The sequence below is a fragment of the Mesorhizobium sp. M1423 genome, from assembly GCF_040317575.1.
Lineage (GTDB): Bacteria > Pseudomonadota > Alphaproteobacteria > Rhizobiales > Rhizobiaceae > Mesorhizobium.
The window spans coordinates 169647-190496 of the sequence record NZ_JAMYKU010000009.1 but is presented as its reverse complement, the minus strand read 5'-3'; the positions used below and the strand labels follow the sequence as shown (position 1 = coordinate 190496).

Below are 20850 nucleotides of genomic sequence, written 5' to 3'. Positions count from 1 at the left end.
GGCGCACGGCTCTATCCGGGCCTGGCGCTCAAAGGATCGCGAGATAACGCCTGCGCCCGGCCTATGCCAGCGGCTTCAATTCCTGGGCGATGGTCGGCAGAAGCTCCGAGACGTTCGGGTGGATGTGCACCGCGCGCGCCAGCGTACTGACCGGCGCCTTGGCATACATCAGATCGAGCACGCAGTGCACTGCCTCGTCGCCACCCGGGCCGAGCACCGAACAGCCGAGGATTTCCTTGGTGTCGGCATCGACCAGGATCTTCATGAAGCCTTGCGTCTCACCTTTTTCGACGGCACGGCTGACGCGGGTCATTGGCCGCTGGCCGACAAGGGCGCGGCGGCCGGATTTCCTTACCGCGGCTTCGGTCATGCCGCAGCGGCCGAGTGGTGGGTCGATATAGAGCGCATAGGCCTCGATGCGGTCGCTGACCTTGCGCGGATCGTTGTCGAGCAGGTTGGCGGCGACAATCTCGTAGTCATTGTACGAGGTGTGGGTGAAGGCGCCCTTGCCGTTGCAGTCGCCCATCGCCCAGATGCCGGGCACGCTGGTGCGCAGCTGGTCGTCGACGACGATGAAGCCGCGTTTGTCGACCTCGACGCCGGCTTTGTCGAGGCCGAGATCGTCGGTGTTTGGCGTGCGGCCCAGGGCCAGCAGCACATGCGAGCCGACCGCAGCCGCCTTGCCTGGCGAGAAGGTCACGGCGATTTCGTTGCCTCGCCTGGCGAAGCGGATATCGTCGGCGCCGAGATGGACGGCAATGGCTTCGTTTTCGAGGATCGACAAAATGGCGTCCGAGACGTCATCGTCCTCGCGGCCGATCAGGCGCGGGCTCTTTTCGATGACCGTGACTTCGGAACCGAAGCGGCGGAACATCTGCGCGAATTCGAGCGAGACATAGCTGCCGCCGACGACGATGAGATGGCGCGGCAGCACGTCGAGATCCATCATCGACGAATTGGTCAGGTAAGAAATGCCGTCGATGCCGGGCAGATCGGGCACCGAGGCGCGGCCACCGGTGTTGAGGAATATCTTTTCGGCGCTCAGCAGATCGTCGCCGACGCGCACCGTATTGGCGGTCACGAAGCGGGCATGGCCGCGATAGAGCGTGCATTTGTCCATGCCGGCAATCCAGTCTTCGAGATTGCCGCGAGCGTCGTTCGAGACTTTGTCCTTGCGCGCCTTGATCGCCTTGTAGTTGACGCCGACGGGACCGGAGAGCGTCACGCCATAGTCCGCGGCGCAGCGGGCGAGATGCGCGGCATAGGCGCTTGCCACCATCGTTTTGGTCGGCGTGCAGCCGGTGTTGACGCAAGTGCCGCCGACCAGCTTTCGCTCGATCAGCGCCACGCTCATGCCGGCCGCATTCAGCCGGCCGGCGAGCGGTGGGCCGGCCTGCCCGGCACCGACGATGATGGCGTCGAATGTCTTTGCCGTCATGCCACCGCCGCCACGATCAGAAGCCCGCCGACGATCGCCACCGCGTCCTCGATGAAGGCGGCGGGCGGGTCCTTGCCGAAGGCGGTGGCCAGGCGTTTACGCGCCTCGGCGCCGCCCAGCGTGCCGATCACCGCGCCGACGGCGCCGGCGATCAGGCCGCCGATGGTGGCGCCGCCGGTGGCGCCGATCACCGCGCCGGTGAAAGCGCCCGAGACGATGCGCGTGCCGAATTGCTGCGGCACCTTGCGGCTCGGCGCCGATGGCAGCTGGTCGGTGACCAGTTCGGCGATGGCCAGGATGGTGAAGATGCCGACGGCGATCCAGTGGCCCATGAAACTCGCCCAGGTGCCGGTGACCGGCAACCAGCCTAGCCAGGCGCCCCAGGCGACCGCGGCGGGCGCTGTCATGGCGCGAAGCCCGGCAACGATGCCAATCAGGAGTGCAAGAATGTACAGCATGATTGATCCCTCGATGGCCGGCTTGGGACAGGTCCGAGAGAGCAAGCTACCATAGGTCCGGTATTTGACCAGAGGTGGTGTCGCCGCCGGCGCTTCCGTATTTTCACCAGTTGTGCTTGGCAAAGATTGAGACTGGAGTTGCGGCCATGACGGGGAGCGAACGCACGAAAATGGCGGCGGGCGAGTGGTATTGCTGCCTCGACCCGGAACTGGAGGCGCTGCGGATCACGGCACGCGACGCGGTGTTCGAGCACAACAGCCTGCCACCACGACAGCGCGGCGATATCGGGCCTGCCTTGCGGGCGCTGCTCGGCGCTGCAGGCGAGGGCGCCCGGATCGAAGCGCCGTCCCACTGCGCTTATGGCTTCAACATCTTTCTCGGCGACCGCGTCTTCCTCAATGCCGGCTGCACCATTCTCGATACGGCGCCAGTGCGCATCGGCAAGGGAACGCTGCTCGGCCCCAATGTGCAGATCTATTGCGCCGAGCACCACAGGGAGGCTGCGGGGCGACGGGCAGGGCTGGAGATCGCCAGGCCGGTCGAGATCGGCGACAATGCCTGGATCGGCGGTGGTGCCATCATCCTCGGCGGGGTCAGGATCGGCGATGGCGCCATCGTCGGCGCCGGTGCCGTGGTGAAGCGCGACGTGGCGGCGAACACCACGGTGGTCGGCAATCCGGCACGGGTAATCAGGAGCGGGTGAGCCGGATCAGCGTGAAGCGCCGCGTCTATCCAAATCGACACTCCTCGAGAATTCGCGCCGGTATTGCACGGGCGAGGTTCTGAGCCGCGCTGCGAAATGCTGGCGCAGCGAGGTGGCGCTGCCGAAGCCGGCCTCGAAGGCAACCGTATCCATCGATTTTTCCGTTGCTTCCAGCAGCCGCTGTGCGAGTTGCACACGCTGGTCGGTCAGCCAGTCGCCGAAACTGGTGCCGATCGTTTTCTGGAAACGGCGCGTGAACGTCCGGCGGGTGAGGCCGGCGAGACCGGCAACGCTGTCCAGACTGTGCGGATCACCCAGGGTTTTGCGCACCGTTTCGAGAGCCTGGGTGAAGCGGTCCGCATTGCCGGTTCTGGCGATGGGACGTTCGATGAATTGTGCCTGCCCGCCCTGCCGATGCGGAGAAAGCACGATCTGCCGGGCAAGGCGAAGCGCTGCCTCCGCGCCGTAACGAGCCCGTACGACGTGCAGGCAGCAGTCAAGCCCGGCGGCGACGCCGGCGGATGTCACGACATCGCCATCGTCGATGTAGAGCACTTCTGGTTCGACGAGAATGTCGGGATAGAGTTCCTGCAGCTGATCCGCGTAGGCCCAGTGCGTCGCGGCTCGCCGCCCCGAAAGCAATCCGGTCGCCGCGACAGCGAACGTTCCCAAGCACAGTCCGACAATCAGCGCGCCGCGCTCGTGCGCGCCAAGCAACGCCTCGATCAGTGTCGTCGGCGGTGAGATCCCGAGATTCTTCCAACTCGGCACGATGACGATGTCGGCATCATCGAGCGCTGAAAGCCCGTGCGGGACGCTGATGGTCAGCCCGGCATCAGTGCGGATCGGCCCGTTCTCAATCGCGCAGACCCGGAAGTCGAAGCGCGGCAGGCCGAGCGTCGTGCGATCCGCGCCGAACACGAGACACGGCACGGAGAGATGAAACGGGCTGATGCCATCGAAGGCGATGGCGGCAACGACAGGATCGGCCATGGGAGCTCCAGCAAAGGGTGACACCGATTGTCCCAATTCTTTCGAACAATGTCAATCGGGACACTTTTTGCGATCCGGCGCCGCGCTTATCGTCCACCCATCAATGCCAAACGGGAAAGGAAAACCCCATGTCGGACCCAGCCAAAGGCAAAGCTCCACGCCGCGCCCTCATCGTCATCGATGTTCAGAACGACTATGACGGCGGCAACCTCGCCATCCAGCATCCGCCGTTCCGCGAGAGCGTCGTCAATGTGGCGCGAGCGATGGACGCGGCCACCGAGGCAGGCGTCAAGGTGGTGGTCATCAAGCAGTTGGCACCGGAAACCTCATCGGTCTTCGCCAAGGGCAGCCATGGCGCCGAGTTGCACCCGGAAATCGCCAGGCGAAACCGCGACCACTACATCGAAAAGAACTTGCCCAGCGCCTTCACCGGCACGGATTTAGAGGAGTGGCTGCGCGCCAACTCTATCGATACGATCACGGTCATCGGCTACATGACGCATAATTGCGATCTGTCCACGGTCATCCATGCCGTGCATATGGGTTTTGAGGTCGAGTTCCTGTCGGACGCGACGGGGTCGTTGCCCTACGCCAACAGCGCCGGCTACGCTTCGGGCGAGGAAATCCATCGCGTCGTGACGATCGTATTGCAGTCGCGCTTCGCGGCCGTTCTCAAAACCGCCGAATGGATCGATTGCCTGAAGACCGGCGTGGTACCCCAGCACGACACACCCTATGCCTCCAACCAGCGCGCGCTGGCGCGAAGCGCGGCGTAGGAGACTATTGCGAGCAGGCAGACGGGCGCCGCAGCGTTGCGGCGCCCTTTGCCGTTCGAGCGTTGATATCCTTAGAACAGGCCCTCGATCTGGCCCATTTCGTTCAGGAAGATCTTTTCCGAGGATGGCGCTTTGGGCAGACCGGGCATGGTCATCACCTCGCCGCAGATGATGACGACGAAGCCGGCGCCGGCAGACAGCCTGACCTCGCGCACCGGCACGGTGTGGCCGGTCGGCGCGCCGCGCAGATTCGGATCGGTGGAGAAGGAATATTGCGTCTTGGCCATGCAGACCGGCAAATGACCGTAGCCGGCGTGCTCCCAGGCGTGGAGCTGGTCGCGCACCGATTTGTCGGCGATCGCTTCGGAACCGCGATAGATGCGCTGGACGATGGTGTTGATCTTCTCGAACAGCGGCATGGCGTCAGGATAGAGCGGGGCAAATTGCGACGCGCCGGATTCGGCCAACGCCACGACTCTTTTGGCCAGTTCCTCGATGCCGGCCGATCCCTGAGCCCAGTGCTTGCACAGGATCGCCTCTTCGCCCATCGAGGCGACATAATCCTTCATCGCCTGGATCTCTGCCTCGGTGTCGGAGTAGAAATGGTTGATGGCGACCACGGCCGGCACACCGAACTGGCGGATGTTCTCGATGTGGCGGCCGAGATTCGCACATCCCTTCTTGACCGCCTCGACGTTCTCCTTGCCGAGTTCCTCCTTCTTGACGCCGCCATTCATCTTCATGGCGCGAACCGTGGCGACGATGACCGCCGCTGCCGGCCTCAGGCCGGCCTTGCGGCATTTGATGTCGAAGAACTTTTCGGCACCGAGATCGGCGCCGAAACCGGCTTCGGTGACGACGTAATCGGCAAGCTTCAGCGCCGTCGTGGTGGCAACGACGGAGTTGCAGCCATGCGCGATGTTGGCGAAGGGGCCGCCATGGACGAAAGCCGGGTTGTTCTCCAGCGTCTGCACGAGATTGGGCTGCATGGCGTCCTTCAAGAGTACGGCCATCGCGCCGTCGGCCTTGAGGTCGCGGGCATAGACGGCCGACTTGTCGCGACGATAGGCGACGATGATGTCGCCGAGGCGCTTTTCCAGGTCCTTCAGGTCGGTCGACAGGCACAGGATGGCCATGACTTCCGAGGCGACTGTGATGTCGAAACCGGCCTCGCGCGGGAAACCGTTGGCGACGCCGCCGAGCGAACAGATGATCTCGCGCAGCGACCGGTCGTTCATGTCCATGACGCGGCGCCAGACGACACGGCGGGTGTCGATGCCGAGCTCGTTGCCCCAATAGATGTGGTTGTCGATCAGCGCCGACAGCAAGTTATGGGCGGTGGTGATGGCATGGAAATCGCCGGTGAAGTGGAGGTTCATGTCCTCCATCGGCACGACCTGCGCGTAGCCGCCGCCGGCGGCACCGCCCTTGACGCCGAAATTCGGTCCGAGCGAAGCCTCGCGGATGCAGACGATGGCCTTCTTGCCGATGCGGTTGAGGCCATCGCCCAAGCCCACCGTCGTCGTCGTCTTGCCTTCGCCGGCCGGTGTCGGGTTGATGGCGGTCACGAGGATCAGCTTGCCGTCCTTGTTGCCCTTCACCGACTTGATGAACTCGGCCGAGATCTTCGCCTTGTCGTGGCCGTAGGGCAGAAGATGTTCGCTCGGAATGCCGATCTTCTGGCCGATCTCCTGGATCTGCTTCTTCCTGGCGCCGCGCGCGATCTCGATGTCGGACTTCACTTCGGCCATGACGGCTTCCCTCTGAATTGAACGGATTCGATTACTGTGGTCGCAAGCCCGGCACTGCAGGCGCGGGCATGTTCTACCCCTGTCGCTGCCGCGGCGTCAACTTTCATGCAACTATGTTTCCTACGAAGAAAGTGCCTCTGCGGTCGGCTGCCCTGCTACAGGTTCTTTTTTCGCGCCGGTCGCCGCGCCGTATAGAAGCCAGAGCAGGCGCGGTTCCGCCGTCTCAAAACAGCCGCGTAATACGCGAAAAGCGACAGAAGCAACGGCGCAAATTCACCAGCGCCGGCTGCGCGGAACGATCCGCTACTGCGTCAGCACGTTGCTGATCTCGACCATGTTCGAGCGGACCCTGAGTATGTAAAACCCCATCGTCGTCAGATGTGTCGGCAACAGCCAGCCGTCCTCGCGGCCATTGGCGATGATGAAGGGCTGGATGCGCAGCGCCGAGACGAATTGCGCGTCCATCGTATCCCACAGGTTCTGCAGGTGCTTTTCCTTGATGACGTCCTCGAAGTCGGCCTGCGCGCCCTTCATCAGCCCGTAATAGGCATAAAGCTGGCCATAGGCGAACCAGAAGCGGTCGTCGGCACGGGTGTCGAACCAGCCATTGTTGTGGTTTTCGGCACGCTCCTTGAGGATCGCCGAGGTCGAGCCGATGTCGGACGAGATGCGGTCGATATACTGCTTGAGATTGTCGGCGCGGGCATCGAACGTGGCCTGGCAGGCTGCCAGACGGGCGTTGAAGGAACGCAGCTTGCGCACCGCGTCGCGATAATAGCTCGGCGTCGGCGTCTTGGGACCAAACGGGTTCAAGCCGAAGTACCAGGTTTCCTCATCGAACTGCAGATTGCCGCGGGCGTCCTGCAGGTCGGCGTCGATCTGCGAGGTGGTGCGGACGCGGCCGAGATTGTCGGCAAGCTCGGTCGCCGTGCGCCGCACCGCCTGGTTGATGCCGCGCTGGAACGAAGCCTTGTTGTCCATGAACGGCGTGTGGTCCCAGTCGATGCCGAACAGGCCGAGCTTGTAGAGGATCATCGACGACACCCAGGCATTCTGGTTGACGTTGAAGTCGGTCAGGTCGGCCGCAACCTGGGCAATGGCTGAATTTCCGCAGGTCTTGGCCGTGTCGGTGCCGGCGCCTGCAGAGACCTGTTCACCGGCGGAGCTGTTGCGCTTTTCGAACGTGTATTTGTCGACGTAATTCGGGTCGAAATTGTTCCACCACTGGGTGGCGTAGAAGAAATTAATGTAGAGGCCGATCAGCACGACGACAGCCAGGCCGAGCACCGCCTTCAGGATCCAGCCGCGTTGCGTGTACCAGCGCCCCGCCCACAGGAACGGCCACAGGATCGCGCCGATGAGCAAGCCGATGCCGCGGCCAATCCACTGGAAAATCCGGGTGAAGAAATTCACGATCGGATCAAGCATGGCGATGTCACCCCCTCAGTCAGTCAAGCCGTAGAGGCGTGTGCGAAACGCCACCTTGTCCTTCAAATATGTGGTTTTCAGAACGTCCACAACATGCGATCGCCAAGCGTCGCTGAAGCCGTCATAATCCCTGTAGAAGCCCGGCTTGTTGAAGACGTAACGCGAGACGAAGTCCTGCGGCACGAAGTCCGAGATCAGCTGGTTGGTCAGCCAGGCGTCTTGATGGTCCGGCTTGGCGCGGATCACCAGGAAGCGCTGCTGCGGGAACACATCCTCTATCTTGAGATGGCCGAGTTGGGCGATCTCGCGCTTGGCGGCGTTGAGGAAGGGAAAATTGCCGTCCCTGGTGATCAGATCGGCATGGCCGTGGATCCAGGTCTGAAGCCAGACCTTGTCGACGTCGGTCAGATTGCGGTCGGGCTCGGCGTCGCGGATCAGCGCGCGCACCACCATTTCGGCGCGATGCTCGAGATAGCCGGAGGTTTCGATCCATGAGGCGCGCGGCAGCTCGATGCGGCCGGTCGAAGCGAGGAACTTGAAAACCTTGTCGGCGTCGTGGATCGAGAGATAGCTCACCTGCCACGGCCGCGAGCGGCGGAAGCCGGGCGCTGCCGGGTCGCTGATCACCGTCGTCACGTCCGGATCGACGAACACATAGAGCCCGCCGAAATGGCTGGTCCAATAGGCATTGTGACGGAAGATCACCTGGTCCGGCACCAACGCATTCTCGCGGATGTCGCCGCAGATCTTCGCCAGCTCGACCATGTGTGCAAGCATGGCATTGTCGCGCCAGGCATCCGGTTCCTGCTTCAGCCGGTCGACCAGCTTGCCGAGCTCGGCGGCCTTGCCCAGCACGTCCTCGGCCGACAGCACCTTGAACTCGACCTGATTGATCGACAGCAGATCCTCGATGTCGTCGACCTTGGGGACTGAATCCTCGATCTCGCCGTAGATGACGTCCTTGATTGTCAGCGCATCGATGGCGCGCTGGTTCTTCGACATGAACTCGTACATCAGCAGCGAGGTGTTGGAGAAAGCCGTGTGCACCACCGGCAGGTCGATCTGCGACGGCGTCAGGATGATGAAGCGGCGGTTGACCTCGTTCGGATCGAGGTAGCTGTAGTCGCCGCATTCCTCGGCGACCTGCGGCGAAAAGCCGGTACGGTCGATCTCGAAGCTTTTCAGCTTGGTCGGCTTCAGCCCGAAGGCGACCATCGCCTTGTTGTACCGCTGGATCAGATGCGGCTCGTCGACCGTCAGCAGCCGGCCGTAGATCAGCTCGTTGTCGCGTAGCAGGTCGGGTTTCTTGGCAGGGCTCATGCGCGTAGTCCCAACGGATCTTGCGCTGGATGACCGAGCTCCAACGCTGACGCCCCCCTCTCCCCGTTCTTCACGGGGAGAGGGTAAGGGTGAGGGGCAGCGCAAACGGTCAAGGACATGTCTCTCCATAGCCTTTGGCGGCGACAAATCGAAGATCACGCGTTTCGATATGGCGTTCGAGGCGCCCTTCGATCGCAGCCACCACTGTTTCAAGGACTGCTTCCCGCTCCTTCAATACGTCTACGTTCCAAAAGCGAAGGATAGACCAGCCATCGGAGACGATGAAGCGATCTCGGATTCGATCATATTGGCTGCCGACATGCTGACTGCCATCGACTTCGACGACGAGCTGGCAGTCTCTGCAGGCGAAATCGACGAAGTAAGAGCCTATCGGCAACTGCCGTACGAATTTATGGCCGTTCAGTCTGCGGTCGCGCAACTCCAGCCAGAGCGCGGTTTCTGCATCGTTGTCGGATTGACGCAGGCGCCTTGCGCGCTTGGTTGTGTCTATTTCTGGCCCACGCATGCGCTGCCCCTCACCTTTACCCTCTCCCCGTGAAGAACGGGGAGAGGGGGGCGTCAGCGTTTGAGCCACGTCTTTCAGCGTTGCTGTGGGAGCTTATGCATCGCACCGGAAACAGTGCTATCCGGTGAGAAGGAAGATCACGCATTCCACATTCCCTTCTTCTTCAACTCCTCGATCTCGCGGACGGCACGCTCCCGCAGACGGGTGTCGCGGATCATCTTGGTCACCGCCGCATCGTCCGACTTGTCGGAATAGCGGAATTCGGAATCCGCGTAGCGGTTGATCTCCTGCATGACCATGTCCATCGAGAACGGCCCGCGCAGTTCCTCGATCATCGCCTTCTTGTCGTCGTAGCTTTTGTGCATGAAGGCTTCCGGCTTCTCGAACCACTCGTCGGGCAATTCGATGTCCATGGCGCGCATCTTGATCGCGTCGGTGACGTTCTTGATGGCGCGGCCGGTGAAACGCGGCTCGGCATCCTTGATCAAGTGCAGATAGGTGCCGATATCGGCCATCGACTTCGGCGCGCCGTTCTCCTTCATGTAGCGCTCATAGACCTTCATCAGCCCGTCTTCCTGCGGCTTCTCATGCTCCTCGTAAGCCTCCATCACCGCGCGCTGGATTTCCTGAGCGGCATAGAGCTTGTGGTCGCCGAGCGGGATCTTGTGGTTCTTGCCGGCGAGCAGGACGAAGATGTCGATGTAGTCGTCGCGGCTCTGCGGGCCGTCGACCAGCCAGCGGGCGCCGGCGCGCTGGCGCAATGCGTCGTCAACGTTTTCGGGATAGTTGGAAAACATGCCGAACGAGCAATTGCCGCGCACCACGGTTGCCGCGCCGGCAAATGCGTCCATCAGCACACCGGTGATTTCCTGCTGGCCGGCCGAGGCGCGGTCGTCTGAGCGGCGTGCGGCGACCTGGTCGATATCGTCGATGGTGCCGAAGCCGATGACGCGCGGGTTCAGCACATTGTTGATGAACTGGCGGCAGTTCTGGCCGGACTTGCCCTGGTAGGAGGAGATCTGGTCGACGCCGAAATTTTCGTAGGCGAAGGGATAGCCGGCGACTTGGCAGTAGCCGTTGAGAAGGCCGGCGATCATCTGGATCAGCGTCGTCTTGCCGGTGCCGGGCGCGCCGTCGCCGATAAACGTGAACAGGAAGCCGCCAAGCTCGACGAATGGGTTCAGCTCGCGCTCGAAGTCGTACGCCATCAGCATCTTGGCGAGCTTTACCGACTGGTACTTGGCGATGTGGTTGCCGACGACCTCTTCCGGTTTCTTGAAGGTCATCACCAGCGGTTTTGCCCGCTTGCCAGGGGCGACGTCGAAACCATCGAGGGTAAAATCGTCGACGTCGATGCGGATATGGGCGTTCTCGAACGGGCCGATGCCGTCGAAGCGGCCCTTTCGCGCCAACAGCCCGTCGATGGCTACGCGGGCAAAGGCGCGGGCGCGGGTCATCAGGTCGGCGTCGTCCTTCGAACCTGCTATCGCCCTGTCGAGCCCGGCCACGATCGACTTCACCGCATCCTGCGGGGTGTCGAACAGAAAGTCCGGCTCGGGCGTGTCGTTCGGCGCCTCGCCGTCGCTGTCGATCAGCTGGAACAAATAGGAGGCGAGGCTGAAGGCGGAGATGTAGGCAGAGGCCGACAGCAGCTTCTTGAAGGTGGCAGCTTCGTCGCCTTCGAGCGGCGCGCGGGCGTTTTTCGCCTGCAGGCTTTCGAGGTCCGAGCCTTCGGCGAAGACATCCGATATGGCTAGCGCTATTGCCGCCCCGCGCCGAGCGCGAAACAACAGCATGTGCTGCGGTATGGTCAGCAATTGGTCGTCGGGATGGACGGCGGCGACGGTTTTGGCGAGCTCGACCTCGCGCGTGCGGCGAACCGAGCCGACCGAGACGGTCGAGACGAAGCGGCGGTTGGTGCCGGCAAGCGCTGTGCCGGACTCGCGCGATGGGTCTTCCAGCACGACGATGCGGGTGATGAAACTTTGCGCAGTGGCGCGGTGCTTTTCAATTGCCGCTTCCGGGATGGTGGTCAGGCCGGTGTCCATGGAAGATGCTCCGCGATTTGACGGTCAGACGTCGCTGATGACCTGCCCTTTGGACAGGATGTGGACCTTGTAGCCCGAAAAGATCTTCTGCGCCTCGCCGGCGGCATAGAGCGCCTGATAGGCCTCGTGCGGGATCAGCGCATGGTTCTCATAGCTCGACACGCCCTGGCGCGCGGCCTCGAGATCGTCGGTATTGATGAAGAATTCCTGCGTCGTCTTTTCGCTCGAGAACAGCCCCTTGCGGCCTGGCTTCTCGGCCTTGGAAAAGACCTCCTGGATGGTCCAGGTCAGCAGCCAGGCGTTTTCCGGCTTGCGCACCTTGGCCAGCACTTCGCTTACCGTCGAATTGTTGTCGGTAATCCCTGCAGAATAGAACGGGCCGAGCACGACGCGACGCAGCTGCTTGGGATGCAGCGGTTCGAAATCCTTGTCGAGGTTGACCGCGATGGTCGCCGGCGACAGCGTGTAGGCGGAATTCTTCTCGGTGAAATCGTCGAAACGGTGGGCGAGCTCGGGATTGAGCAGGCCGTCGACCGGCAGCGGAATGTCGACCCTCTCATTAAGCTTGCCGCCGGAGTCGACCAGTTGCCGGATCATGTCATCCGAGGAATCCTCGACCGTCAGCATATAGACCAGCGGCAGGTTGGCGCTGCCGTCGAAGCAGGCCCAGTGGACCAGATAATAGGGCCGCAACGTCTTCGGATTGACCGAAACCTTGGCCGTCTGGGCCAGCGTGAACGGGCCAAAGGTGGTCTCGCTCTTGACGTCTTCGAGGTAGAGCCGCTCGGCCATCGATTTCTGCAGCGCTTCGGGGAATTCCTTATGGCGCAGGACGAAGTCCGCCATTTCCTCGCGCAGCTCGTCGGCCAGCGGGAGGTTGGCGAGGCGCGCATCGGCCTGGAGGCGGTCGTTTTCCAGCTCGAGCAGGTTCTGAAAGACCGGAAAACCGCTTTCGGCGCGCGAGATGCGGAACGTCTCGGTGAAGCCCAGCCGGTTGCGCCAGCACGAGAACGACTTGTCGAGCCGCGCAATATATTCGGCGACGATCTTGGCGACGATGCCGTGCCGGTAGAGCGGCGAGCGATCGTCGCGCATGAACACTTCGAGGCCGCCAAGTGCCGCCGCGATCGCCGAGAAATAGCGCGCCGCCGCTTCGTTTTCGGGGGTCATGCTGCCAGCCCTTGGGAGCAGTGCACGTGCAGCAATTACGACTGCACGTAATTTGCCGAATTGTGCTTCTTCATTACATCGTCGAAGCGGCGGGCGAAGGCATCGTCGGCGAGCTTCTTGCGGCGCTGGATGTCGGCGGTGGCGACCATGTTCTTCTCGTGCATTTCAAGCAGATCGCCAATGTGCTTCTGCGAGGCAGCACCAATGCCGGCCATGGTCTCTTCGGCGGTGTTGTCGACCTGGCTGCCCAGCGTGTTGATTTTGTGGGCGACATCCTGTTGGGCGGCGGTCTTCAGCGAATCTTCCAGAGCCTTGTACAGCACGATGCGCTGCTCGGTATCGATGGTCAGCTTGTTGATCAGCGTCGATTGCGCCGCGATCTGGTTGTTGAGCGAATCGACGAAGGTCTGGAACATCGAGGTGTAGCGCTCCAGCGTCTGGCTTTCGGCCAGCAATTCTTGCTCCTTGGCCTGCTTCTCGTTGTATTCCGTGGCCAGTTTCGAACGCTCGCCTTCAAGCTGCGTGCGCTCCTTCTGGCTGGTCGAGGCGGCGATCTTGTTCTCGATGTCGAGCAGCATCGGGTTGAGCTCCTCGATGCGCTTCTGCACGGTCTCGAGATTGGACATGGTGGTCTTGCGGCGCTCGATCACCTGCGACAGGCTGGCCTCGGAGGTTTTGTAGCGCGTGTCGAGAACCTGCTTCTGCGCCTTGAGGATGCCGACGATGGTGTCGGACTTCGCCAGCAGTTCCTGCAAATTGCCGGCCAGCGACATGTTGCGGACGCGGTCGGTGCGCATGCGCTGCTTGCGCTGGCTGGAGAAGACGCCGACGAAACTTTCCCAGCCGGTGTAGTTCTTCATGCTCTCGAATTCGGCGCCGAAGACGTTGGTGGCGTCCTCGAGGCCGATGATCAGGTCGGCGATATTGCCTTCCATCACCTTCTGCTGCTTCAGCACATCCTCGATGCGGGCATTCTCGATGTCGAAATTGGCGTCGCCGATCTTCTTGTCGGCGGTGGCGAGCGTGTCGAGCACGGCACCGGACTGCTCAATCTTGGTGCGCATGTCCTGCACGACCTGCTTGGTCTTGGCAATCTCGGCATCGAAATTCTGCAATGTCGCCATTGGGGCCTCCCGCTTCGGCATCGGTTTCGTTTCGCAAACCGCCGCGAATATATGTGCCGGGTTTGGCGAATGAAAGACGGAAGACATGGGATTACAGGAAAACAAAGAATTTCAGGAAGCGACTGCAGGATATCAAGCCATGATTACGCTGTAACTGCCGGCCGGTCAGGCACCGCTTCGACCTCGGCTGGACTTTTGCTCGGGAGCGACGCTCAGGGCTTGGGATCGGCTTTGAGGTAGGCGATGACGTTGGCGATGTCATCGTCGCTGGTCAGGCCGGAGAAGGCCATTTTGTTACCGGGGACCTTCTGCCGGGGCGCGCGCAGGTATTCGGCAAGGTTTGTTTCGTCCCAGACCAAACCGGCGGCGCCGGCATCCTTCATCGCCTGCGAGTAACGGCTGAGATAACTGTCCGCGGTGCCGGCGGTGCGGCCGACGACACCAAGCAGATGCGGGCCGACCTTGTCGCGGTCGCTCGTTGCCTCGTGACAGACCATGCATCTGTTGAAGACCTTCTTGCCGAGAGCAGCATCGCCGTCGGCATGCGCGGCAACGATGCCGGCGATGAGGAAAGCAGTTGCAGACGAAATTACTCGAAGCATGGGAACTCCCGACGGCTCTGGCTGTGGATCAAAATAGGCGGCACGCTCAATAAAGGCGGCAATGGCGCGATTGCGGAACGAATGTCAGCCGGGAGGTCGGATGAAAGCAATAGCGCTGGTTTAGGCTTTGGTGAAGCCGATGAAATCGTCTGGGGCGGCGCGGCCCATTTCCTCTTCCCAATGGCGGCGGCAGAGCGAGACATAGACGTCCTTGCCGATCGCCACCTGTTCGCCCTGTTTGGCCACCTTGCCGTCGGCGCCGAGGCGCACCACCATCGTCGCCTTGCGGCCGCAGCGGCAGATGGTGCGCACCTCGCGCAGGTCGTCGGCGATCGCCAGCAGGGCGCGCGAGCCGGAAAACAGCTTGCCTTGGAAATCGGTGCGCAGGCCGTAGCACATGACCGGGATGTTCAGCCGGTCGGCGATGCGGGCGAGTTGCCAGACCTGCTCCTCTTCGAGGAACTGCGCCTCATCGATAAAGACACAATGGACCGTGGCGTGGTCATGATGCTCGGCGACCCGGGCGAATAGGTCGTCGCCGTCGCGGAACATCTCGGCTTCCGTCTCCAGGCCGATACGCGACGAGATCAGCCCGGTATCGCCCTTGCGATAGTGGCCGGCGATGAACAGCATCGTCGTCATGCCGCGCTCACGGTAATTATACGAGGCCTGCAACAACATCGTCGTCTTGCCGGCATTCATCGTCGCATAGTGGAAGTACAGCTTGGCCATGCCGTCCTTTTAAGCCGAGTTGCAACAAAGCGGGGAGGGGGAGCGCCTACATTCCACCGGGAAAAGACGACTTCCATCCGGAAAGCGGCGGGCGTGTCGCTGATCGACCAGCCTGCGCCGTTGATCGTGGTTGCCTTAGTGCTTGAAACCGCAGCAGAATGGTGTTTGGCTGACGGAACAAAGGTGGAGATAAAACCGCCACTTCGCTTCACCGAGAACTGAAATGGGAGAATTTCTATGTCGCGCATGAATTCATTCGTCGCCGGTCTCGGCCTCGCGGCTTTTCTATCCACGACTGCGGCCTTCGCCGGCGATCCAGAAAGCTGCAAGGCGGTTCGTCTGTCCGATGTCGGCTGGACCGACATCCAGGCGACAACCGGTATAGCCTCGGTGCTGCTCACCGCGCTCGGCTACGAGCCGCAGGTAATCCAGCTTTCGGTGCCGGTGACGATGGCGTCGCTGAAGAACAAGGACCTCGATGTCTTCCTCGGCAACTGGATGCCGTCGATGACCAACGACATCAAGGACTACACCGCAGAAGGCTCCATCGAGACCGTGAGCGAGAATTTGAGCGGTGCCGGCTACGGCATCGTCGTGCCGACCTATGTCGCCGACGCCGGCGTCAAGACGCTGACCGATCTCGGCAAGTTCAAGGACAAGTTCGACGGCAAGATCTACGGCATCGAGGCCGGCAATGACGGCAATCGTATCATCCTCGACATGATCAAGAACCCGGCCGACAATCTCGAAGGCTTCGAGCTGGTCGAATCGTCCGAAGCCGGCATGCTCACCCAGGCCGAGCAGTCGATCAAAAACAATGAATGGATCGCCTTCCTCGGCTGGACGCCGCATCCGGTGATGGGCGCCATGAAGATCACCTATCTCGACGGCATGGGCGACACTGGCTTCGGCGCCGCCACCGTGCATACGATCGTGCGCAAGGGCTATACGACCGAGTGCCCGAATGCCGGCAAGTTCATCACCAACCTGAAGTTCAACCTGGACATGGAAGGCGAGATGATGGACGCGATCCTGAAGGGTGGCGACGCCAATACGGTCGCGACCGACTGGCTGAAGAAGCACCCGGACGCGGTTGCTCCCTGGATCGCCGGCGTCACCACCTTCGACGGCGGCGACGCGGCGGCAGCGGTGAAAACAGCGCTCGGAAGCTGACCTGACCGCTTGCACGACAAGACGAGGGGCAGCCACGGTAGAAATGGCTGCCCTTTTTCATATCCTGTGACAAGATGACCGTCCGGCAAAGGACGGCGCCGGCAGAAGAGGGGCTAGATGGATCCGATCTCCAAATTCCTGGTCAGCTACAAGATCCCCATTGGCGCGTGGGGGAAGGCGTTTTTCGGCTTTCTCACCGACAATTTCGACACCGTCTTCAGGGCTTTCTCCAACAGCCTCAACTTCCTGCTCGACGGCATCGTCGACGGGCTGCTGTTGCTGCCGCCGGTTCTGCTGATCGCCCTGATCGCTTTGCTCGCCTATTTCCTGCAGCGTTCGAAAGGCCTGGCCCTAGCGGTGTTCATCGGATTGCTGTTCATCCTCAACCAGAACCTGTGGAAGCAGACGGTGGAGACGCTGGTGCTGGTCGTTGCCGCCGCCGCCGTCTCGATGGCTATCGGCGTGCCGCTCGGCATCTGGGCCGCGCACAAGCCGAAGATCTATCGCGTCATGCTGCCGGTACTTGACCTGATGCAGACGCTGCCGACCTTCGTCTACCTGATCCCGGTGCTGACCCTGTTCGGCCTCGGCAACGCGCCCGGCCTGATCGTCACCATCATCTTCGTCATCCCGACCTCGGTCCGGCTCACCCATCTCGGCGTCACCTCGGTGCCGAAATCGATCGTCGAGGCGGGCGAAGCGTTCGGCGCCACCAAGCGCCAGCTGCTGTGGAAGGTCGAGCTGCCTTCGGCACTGCCGACCATCATGGCTGGGCTGACCCAATCGATCATGCTGTCGCTGTCGATGGTGGTGTTCGCCGCCCTGATCGGCGCCGGCGGCCTCGGCACAGAGATCAACCGGGCGCTCGGGTCGCGCCGGATCGACCTCGGGCTTGAGGCAGGTCTGGCCATCGTCGTGCTCGCCATCGTGCTCGACCGAATGACGCGCATCGGCGTGGGAGGCAAGAAATGACCGTCGCCGTCGATTTCAGGAATGTCGACATCGTCTTTGGCGCCGACCAGGCCGGCTCGCTGGCGCTGATCGACAGCGGCGCCACCCGCGCCGAGATCCTCGAACAGAGCGGCAACGTGCTGGGCTGCGCCGGCGCCAGCCTCACCGTGCACGAGGGCGAGATTTCGGTGCTGATGGGCCTGTCCGGCTCCGGCAAATCGACGCTGCTCAGAGCCGTCAACCGGCTGAACGTCGTCTCGCGCGGCCAGGTGCTGGTCAAGGACGGCGATGGTACGGTCGACGTCGTCACCTGCGACGAGGCGACGCTTCGGCGGTTGCGGCAAAAGCAGGTGGCAATGGTGTTCCAGCAGTTCGGCCTGCTGCCTTGGCGCACAGTGGAGGAAAATGTCGGCCTTGGCCTCGAGCTCGCCGGCGTACCGGAAGCCGAGCGCAAGGAGCGGGTGAGCAAACAGCTGAAGCTGGTTCATCTCGACCAGTGGTCGAAGAAATACGCGCATGAGCTTTCCGGCGGCATGCAGCAGCGCGTCGGCCTGGCGCGCGCCTTCGCCACCGAGGCGCCGATCCTGCTGATGGACGAGCCGTTCTCGGCGCTCGATCCGCTGATCCGGACCAAGCTGCAGGACGAGCTGCTGCAGCTTCAGGCCGAACTGAAGAAGACCATCATCTTCGTCAGCCACGACCTCGAGGAGGCGCTGAAGATCGGCACCCACATCACCATCATGGAGGGCGGGCGCATCGTGCAGACCGGCGCGCCGGAAGACATCGTGCTGCGGCCTGCCAACGACTATGTCCGCGACTTCATCGCCAATGTGAACCCGCTCTCGGTGCTGACCGCCTGGAACGTCATGCGCGACCGCCGCGACCTCGAACATGGCGAAAACGGCTGGGTGTGGCTCGACCGCCGCAAGACGACGCGCTTCAAGATCGACGAGCATGGGCTGGTGGCGGCGGCCGAGCGCGACGGCAAGCCGGCGGTGTGGGTCTCCTGCGCCGACGTCGAGGCTCAGCCGGAGGAGACGGCGCAGGTGTTCTGGGCCAATCCCGGCACCTCGCTGAAGACGGTGATGCTGGCCATGCATCGCTCACAGACAGCACCCGTGGCGCTATTCGACGACCAATCGCGCTTCGTCGGCGCCATCGGCGTCAGGGATGTGCTGAGCGCGGTGTTGCGGCGGTAGTTTTTCTCCTTGGGGAGAGAACCAAGACCAACGCCGAGTTCTGTCGCGCCCCCCTCTGTCCTGCCGGACATCTCCCCCACTTGGGGGAGATCGGCGGTTTCGCAGACGGCTCTCACACTCCAACGTTTGTAGTTGGCGAAATCGGCGACGACAGCCAATCTCCCACCTGTGGGGGAGATGTCCGGCAGGACAGAGGGGGGCGCAAAGGAACGCCAGCTTAGCCCGATACCGCAAGCTAAACCGCCAGCGGCAGGCGCAGCTCCGTCAACAGGCCGCCATCGGGATGGTTGGACAGGCTGACTTCGCCGCCGGCGCCACGGGCGATATTGCGGGCTATGGTCAGGCCGAGGCCGAGGCCGCCGGTCTGGCGGTTGCGCGACTGGTCCAGGCGTACGAACGAGCCGAACACGGCGTCGAGCTCGGCCTGCGGTATGCCCGGCCCCTCGTCGCGGATCGCCAGCGCGATGATCCTGTCCGATTGGCGCAGGTTGAGATGCGCCTTCTTGCCATAGGTCACCGCGTTCTGGACGAGATTGGTGACGCAGCGCCGGAGCGCGACTGGGCGCGCTATGCAGATCAGGCCGCGCGAGCGCGCATCGTCATTGTCGAACGAGACCTCTTCGAAGCCGTCGGCGACCGATTCGACGAGCGACCAGAAATCGATCCTCTCGCTCTTCTCCTCGGTCACCTCGAAAGTGGCGAAGTCGATGACCGAGCTGGCAATGCCTTCGATGTCGGCGAGGTCGTGCCCCAGTGCGGCGCGAATGGTCGAATTCCTGAGCAGTTCGAGGCGCAGCCGCATCCTGGTCAGTGGCGTGCGCAGGTCGTGCGCGAGCGCCGCAGCGAGGTGCTCGCGGTCCTCGACATAGGCGCGCAGCCTTGCCTGCATGGCATTGACCGCCTTCGCCGCGGTACGCACCTCGCGGCTGCCGCTCTCGGCGATCGGCGGGCTCTTCAGGTCCTCGCCGATCCGCTTCACCGCGGTCTCCATCATCCGGTAGGGCGCCGTCAGCCGGCGCAGCGACCAGATCGAGGAAGCCACCACCAGCCCGGCGATCAAGGCATAGAGCGGCAGGCTATCGAAGCTCAGTATCGGCCCGGCCGGCGTGTTCGGTTCGGTAAAGTTCAGCCATTGGCCGTCGGCAAAGCGAAGCGAAGCGGTCAGCTTGTCGCTCTGGGCGAAATCGGCGGCCAGCACCAGCAGGTCGCGCTCGACCTGGCCAACATCGGGACCGGCGACCGTCCCACCGGGAGCGTCGGCTTCGTGCGTTGCCGGGTCGCGGCGGACCCGCGCGTCGGTGATGCCGAACTTCGATAGCCGACCGACCAATATGTCCTCCAATTCGGCCAGCTCGTCGTCGCCGGCTATCGACGAAGTGACGGCGGGCGTGCCGGAGACGGTGAGCGCGTAAGTGGCGTTGAACAGGCCGGAGGCCGTCGCCTTGCGCTGTTCCGGCGTAGCATCATGCATCAGCTGTACCAGCGAGAAGGCGCGGTCGTTGAGCCGGTAGAGATCGACGACGTCATTGGCGGCGGCACGGTCGCGCGAAACGATGTAGAGGGTCGCGATCTGGCTGATCAGCAGGCCGGCGATGACGATGAGCAGCACCCAGGCCGGCAGCGTTTGCGGCAGAATGCGTCTCATTCGGAGGTCGTCTCAGGCAGGAACTGATAGCCGCCGCTGCGCACCGTCAGGATCAGCTTCGGCGTTTTCGGGTCGTCCTCCATCTTGCGCCGCAGCCGGCTGACCAGAATGTCGACGCTGCGGTCGAAGCTGTAGCCGCTGTCGCCGCCGGACAGCTCGATGAGCTGGTCGCGGCTCAGTACGCGTTGCGCGCTCTTGACGAAGGTCTGCAGGAGATTGAATTCGGCCATCGTTAGCTCGATCCTGACGTCGCCGGGCGCCATCAACCGGCGGCGCGAACAGTCCATCGTCCAGCCGGCGAAATGGTAGATCTGCCGCGAAGCGGCACGTCGCGGTTCGGCGGTGCCATTACGCCTCAAGACGGCACGAATGCGTGCGAGCAGCTCGCGCGGATCGAAGGGTTTCGGCACGTAGTCGTCGGCGCCCATCTCCAGGCCGACGACGCGGTCGGTGGTCTCGGTGACCGCGGTCAGCATGATGATCGGTGTCGAATAATTGGCGCGCAACTCGCGGCAGAGCTCCAGGCCGCTCTTGCCGGGCAGCATGACGTCCAGAACGATCAGGTCGACCTGGGCGCGGCGCAGCACGGTCTCCATCTCGGTGCCGTCGGCGGCGACCGATGTATGCAGCCCTCGCTTCTGGAAAAATTCCTGAAGCAGGTCGCGAATGCCCTTGTCGTCGTCGACGATCAGTATGTGGGGGTCGGATTTCACAGGAAACCTGTCATTTGTGGATCGCCCAAGCGGTGCTTCGGCCGTCAGCCAGACGATAGAATTCAGGCCATAAGTTGGCCAGTGGAGATCGGCAGCTCG

At 62.6% G+C, this 20850-nt stretch carries 20 protein-coding genes; 6 read left to right on the top strand and 14 right to left on the bottom strand.

Annotated elements, in window-relative coordinates; all coding sequences use genetic code 11:
• Nucleotides 1-61: 61 nt before the first annotated feature.
• A complete protein-coding gene (locus tag NKG95_RS14280; protein ID WP_352482056.1) occupies nucleotides 62-1438 on the bottom strand; it encodes an FAD-containing oxidoreductase in 1377 nt (458 codons plus the stop codon).
• Nucleotides 1435-1896, bottom strand: coding sequence for a DUF4126 domain-containing protein (locus tag NKG95_RS14275; protein WP_352846548.1), 462 nt, complete (start codon nucleotides 1894-1896; stop codon nucleotides 1435-1437). Before NKG95_RS14275 ends, NKG95_RS14280 begins: the two co-directional genes overlap by 4 nt.
• Nucleotides 1897-2042: 146 nt before the next feature.
• Here NKG95_RS14275 and NKG95_RS14270 point away from each other — a divergent pair, with 146 nt between their 5' ends.
• The gene (locus NKG95_RS14270; RefSeq protein WP_352787774.1) at nucleotides 2043-2600 is read left to right on the top strand and encodes a sugar O-acetyltransferase; all 558 of its coding nucleotides are present in this window, start codon (nucleotides 2043-2045) and stop codon (nucleotides 2598-2600) included.
• Between the two features lie 6 nt (nucleotides 2601-2606).
• Here NKG95_RS14270 and NKG95_RS14265 read toward each other — a convergent pair whose 3' ends face one another.
• On the bottom strand, nucleotides 2607-3593 hold the full coding sequence (locus tag NKG95_RS14265; RefSeq protein WP_352482060.1) for a helix-turn-helix domain-containing protein: 987 nt from the start codon (nucleotides 3591-3593) through the stop codon (nucleotides 2607-2609).
• Nucleotides 3594-3721: 128 nt separating this feature from the next.
• Here NKG95_RS14265 and NKG95_RS14260 point away from each other — a divergent pair, with 128 nt between their 5' ends.
• Complete coding sequence (locus tag NKG95_RS14260) at nucleotides 3722-4369, top strand: cysteine hydrolase family protein (RefSeq protein WP_352482061.1); 648 nt, start codon at nucleotides 3722-3724, stop codon at nucleotides 4367-4369.
• 71 nt (nucleotides 4370-4440) lie between these two features.
• Here the strand turns inward: NKG95_RS14260 and NKG95_RS14255 are convergent, their stop codons facing one another.
• The 9 genes from NKG95_RS14255 to NKG95_RS14215 form a co-directional block, all read right to left on the bottom strand.
• The gene (locus NKG95_RS14255; protein WP_352494783.1) at nucleotides 4441-6120 is read right to left on the bottom strand and encodes a formate--tetrahydrofolate ligase; all 1680 of its coding nucleotides are present in this window, start codon (nucleotides 6118-6120) and stop codon (nucleotides 4441-4443) included.
• A 303-nt stretch (nucleotides 6121-6423) separates the two neighbouring features.
• Nucleotides 6424-7548: a DUF2333 family protein gene (locus NKG95_RS14250; RefSeq protein ID WP_023719239.1), complete on the bottom strand. Its 1125-nt coding sequence runs from the start codon at nucleotides 7546-7548 to the stop codon at nucleotides 6424-6426.
• A gap of 15 nt (nucleotides 7549-7563) precedes the next feature.
• Entirely contained in the window at nucleotides 7564-8868 is a 1305-nt protein-coding gene (locus NKG95_RS14245) for a DUF6638 family protein (RefSeq protein ID WP_353041186.1), read from the bottom strand.
• A 109-nt stretch (nucleotides 8869-8977) separates the two neighbouring features.
• Entirely contained in the window at nucleotides 8978-9394 is a 417-nt protein-coding gene (locus NKG95_RS14240) for an endonuclease domain-containing protein (RefSeq protein ID WP_084642682.1), read from the bottom strand.
• A 137-nt stretch (nucleotides 9395-9531) separates the two neighbouring features.
• Nucleotides 9532-11442: an AAA family ATPase gene (locus NKG95_RS14235; RefSeq protein WP_352591707.1), complete on the bottom strand. Its 1911-nt coding sequence runs from the start codon at nucleotides 11440-11442 to the stop codon at nucleotides 9532-9534.
• 24 nt (nucleotides 11443-11466) lie between these two features.
• On the bottom strand, nucleotides 11467-12612 hold the full coding sequence (locus tag NKG95_RS14230; protein ID WP_353041184.1) for a hypothetical protein: 1146 nt from the start codon (nucleotides 12610-12612) through the stop codon (nucleotides 11467-11469).
• Nucleotides 12613-12647: 35 nt separating this feature from the next.
• Nucleotides 12648-13736 (bottom strand): hypothetical protein, encoded by a 1089-nt coding sequence (locus tag NKG95_RS14225; protein WP_353004832.1) that lies wholly within the window; start codon nucleotides 13734-13736, stop codon nucleotides 12648-12650.
• A 212-nt stretch (nucleotides 13737-13948) separates the two neighbouring features.
• Entirely contained in the window at nucleotides 13949-14338 is a 390-nt protein-coding gene (locus tag NKG95_RS14220) for a c-type cytochrome (RefSeq protein WP_352482068.1), read from the bottom strand.
• 120 nt (nucleotides 14339-14458) lie between these two features.
• Entirely contained in the window at nucleotides 14459-15070 is a 612-nt protein-coding gene (locus NKG95_RS14215) for a thymidine kinase (protein ID WP_023719232.1), read from the bottom strand.
• A gap of 93 nt (nucleotides 15071-15163) precedes the next feature.
• Between NKG95_RS14215 and NKG95_RS14210 the strand changes: the two genes are divergently transcribed.
• The 4 genes from NKG95_RS14210 (at nucleotide 15164) to choV (ending at nucleotide 18393) form a co-directional block, all read left to right on the top strand.
• Complete coding sequence (locus NKG95_RS14210) at nucleotides 15164-15292, top strand: hypothetical protein (protein WP_280940418.1); 129 nt, start codon at nucleotides 15164-15166, stop codon at nucleotides 15290-15292.
• Between the two features lie 15 nt (nucleotides 15293-15307).
• Complete coding sequence (gene choX, locus NKG95_RS14205; RefSeq protein ID WP_352591725.1) at nucleotides 15308-16243, top strand: choline ABC transporter substrate-binding protein; 936 nt, start codon at nucleotides 15308-15310, stop codon at nucleotides 16241-16243.
• 117 nt (nucleotides 16244-16360) lie between these two features.
• Nucleotides 16361-17215 (top strand): choline ABC transporter permease subunit, encoded by an 855-nt coding sequence (choW, locus tag NKG95_RS14200; RefSeq protein WP_023719230.1) that lies wholly within the window; start codon nucleotides 16361-16363, stop codon nucleotides 17213-17215.
• Entirely contained in the window at nucleotides 17212-18393 is a 1182-nt protein-coding gene (choV, locus tag NKG95_RS14195; RefSeq protein ID WP_353041181.1) for a choline ABC transporter ATP-binding protein, read from the top strand. The genes choW and choV overlap by 4 nt, the downstream gene beginning before the upstream one ends.
• Nucleotides 18394-18628: 235 nt before the next feature.
• Here choV and NKG95_RS14190 read toward each other — a convergent pair whose 3' ends face one another.
• Together NKG95_RS14190 and NKG95_RS14185 are read right to left on the bottom strand one after the other, a co-directional pair.
• Nucleotides 18629-20038: an ATP-binding protein gene (locus NKG95_RS14190; protein ID WP_353004834.1), complete on the bottom strand. Its 1410-nt coding sequence runs from the start codon at nucleotides 20036-20038 to the stop codon at nucleotides 18629-18631.
• Nucleotides 20035-20751 carry a response regulator gene (locus NKG95_RS14185; RefSeq protein WP_353041178.1) on the bottom strand — a complete coding sequence of 239 codons (717 nt, stop codon included), beginning with the start codon at nucleotides 20749-20751 and terminating at the stop codon, nucleotides 20035-20037. Before NKG95_RS14185 ends, NKG95_RS14190 begins: the two co-directional genes overlap by 4 nt.
• Nucleotides 20752-20850: the final 99 nt, after the last annotated feature.

Bases quoted from the DNA above. Each gene is read 5' to 3' on its own strand.
- NKG95_RS14275 (WP_352846548.1), bottom strand. From the start codon at position 1,896: ATGCTGTACATTCTTGCACTCCTGATTGGCATCGTTGCCGGGCTTCGC.
- NKG95_RS14240 (WP_084642682.1), bottom strand. From the start codon at position 9,394: ATGCGTGGGCCAGAAATAGACACAACCAAGCGCGCAAGGCGCCTGCGT.
- NKG95_RS14190 (WP_353004834.1), bottom strand. From the start codon at position 20,038: ATGAGACGCATTCTGCCGCAAACGCTGCCGGCCTGGGTGCTGCTCATC.
- NKG95_RS14215 (WP_023719232.1), bottom strand. From the start codon at position 15,070: ATGGCCAAGCTGTACTTCCACTATGCGACGATGAATGCCGGCAAGACG.
- choW (WP_023719230.1), top strand. From the start codon at position 16,361: ATGGATCCGATCTCCAAATTCCTGGTCAGCTACAAGATCCCCATTGGC.
- NKG95_RS14270 (WP_352787774.1), top strand. From the start codon at position 2,043: ATGACGGGGAGCGAACGCACGAAAATGGCGGCGGGCGAGTGGTATTGC.
- NKG95_RS14245 (WP_353041186.1), bottom strand. From the start codon at position 8,868: ATGAGCCCTGCCAAGAAACCCGACCTGCTACGCGACAACGAGCTGATC.
- NKG95_RS14250 (WP_023719239.1), bottom strand. From the start codon at position 7,548: ATGCTTGATCCGATCGTGAATTTCTTCACCCGGATTTTCCAGTGGATT.
- NKG95_RS14225 (WP_353004832.1), bottom strand. From the start codon at position 13,736: ATGGCGACATTGCAGAATTTCGATGCCGAGATTGCCAAGACCAAGCAG.
- NKG95_RS14235 (WP_352591707.1), bottom strand. From the start codon at position 11,442: ATGGACACCGGCCTGACCACCATCCCGGAAGCGGCAATTGAAAAGCAC.
- NKG95_RS14265 (WP_352482060.1), bottom strand. From the start codon at position 3,593: ATGGCCGATCCTGTCGTTGCCGCCATCGCCTTCGATGGCATCAGCCCG.
- NKG95_RS14280 (WP_352482056.1), bottom strand. From the start codon at position 1,438: ATGACGGCAAAGACATTCGACGCCATCATCGTCGGTGCCGGGCAGGCC.
- choX (WP_352591725.1), top strand. From the start codon at position 15,308: ATGTCGCGCATGAATTCATTCGTCGCCGGTCTCGGCCTCGCGGCTTTT.
- NKG95_RS14255 (WP_352494783.1), bottom strand. From the start codon at position 6,120: ATGGCCGAAGTGAAGTCCGACATCGAGATCGCGCGCGGCGCCAGGAAG.
- choV (WP_353041181.1), top strand. From the start codon at position 17,212: ATGACCGTCGCCGTCGATTTCAGGAATGTCGACATCGTCTTTGGCGCC.
- NKG95_RS14220 (WP_352482068.1), bottom strand. From the start codon at position 14,338: ATGCTTCGAGTAATTTCGTCTGCAACTGCTTTCCTCATCGCCGGCATC.
- NKG95_RS14260 (WP_352482061.1), top strand. From the start codon at position 3,722: ATGTCGGACCCAGCCAAAGGCAAAGCTCCACGCCGCGCCCTCATCGTC.
- NKG95_RS14230 (WP_353041184.1), bottom strand. From the start codon at position 12,612: ATGACCCCCGAAAACGAAGCGGCGGCGCGCTATTTCTCGGCGATCGCG.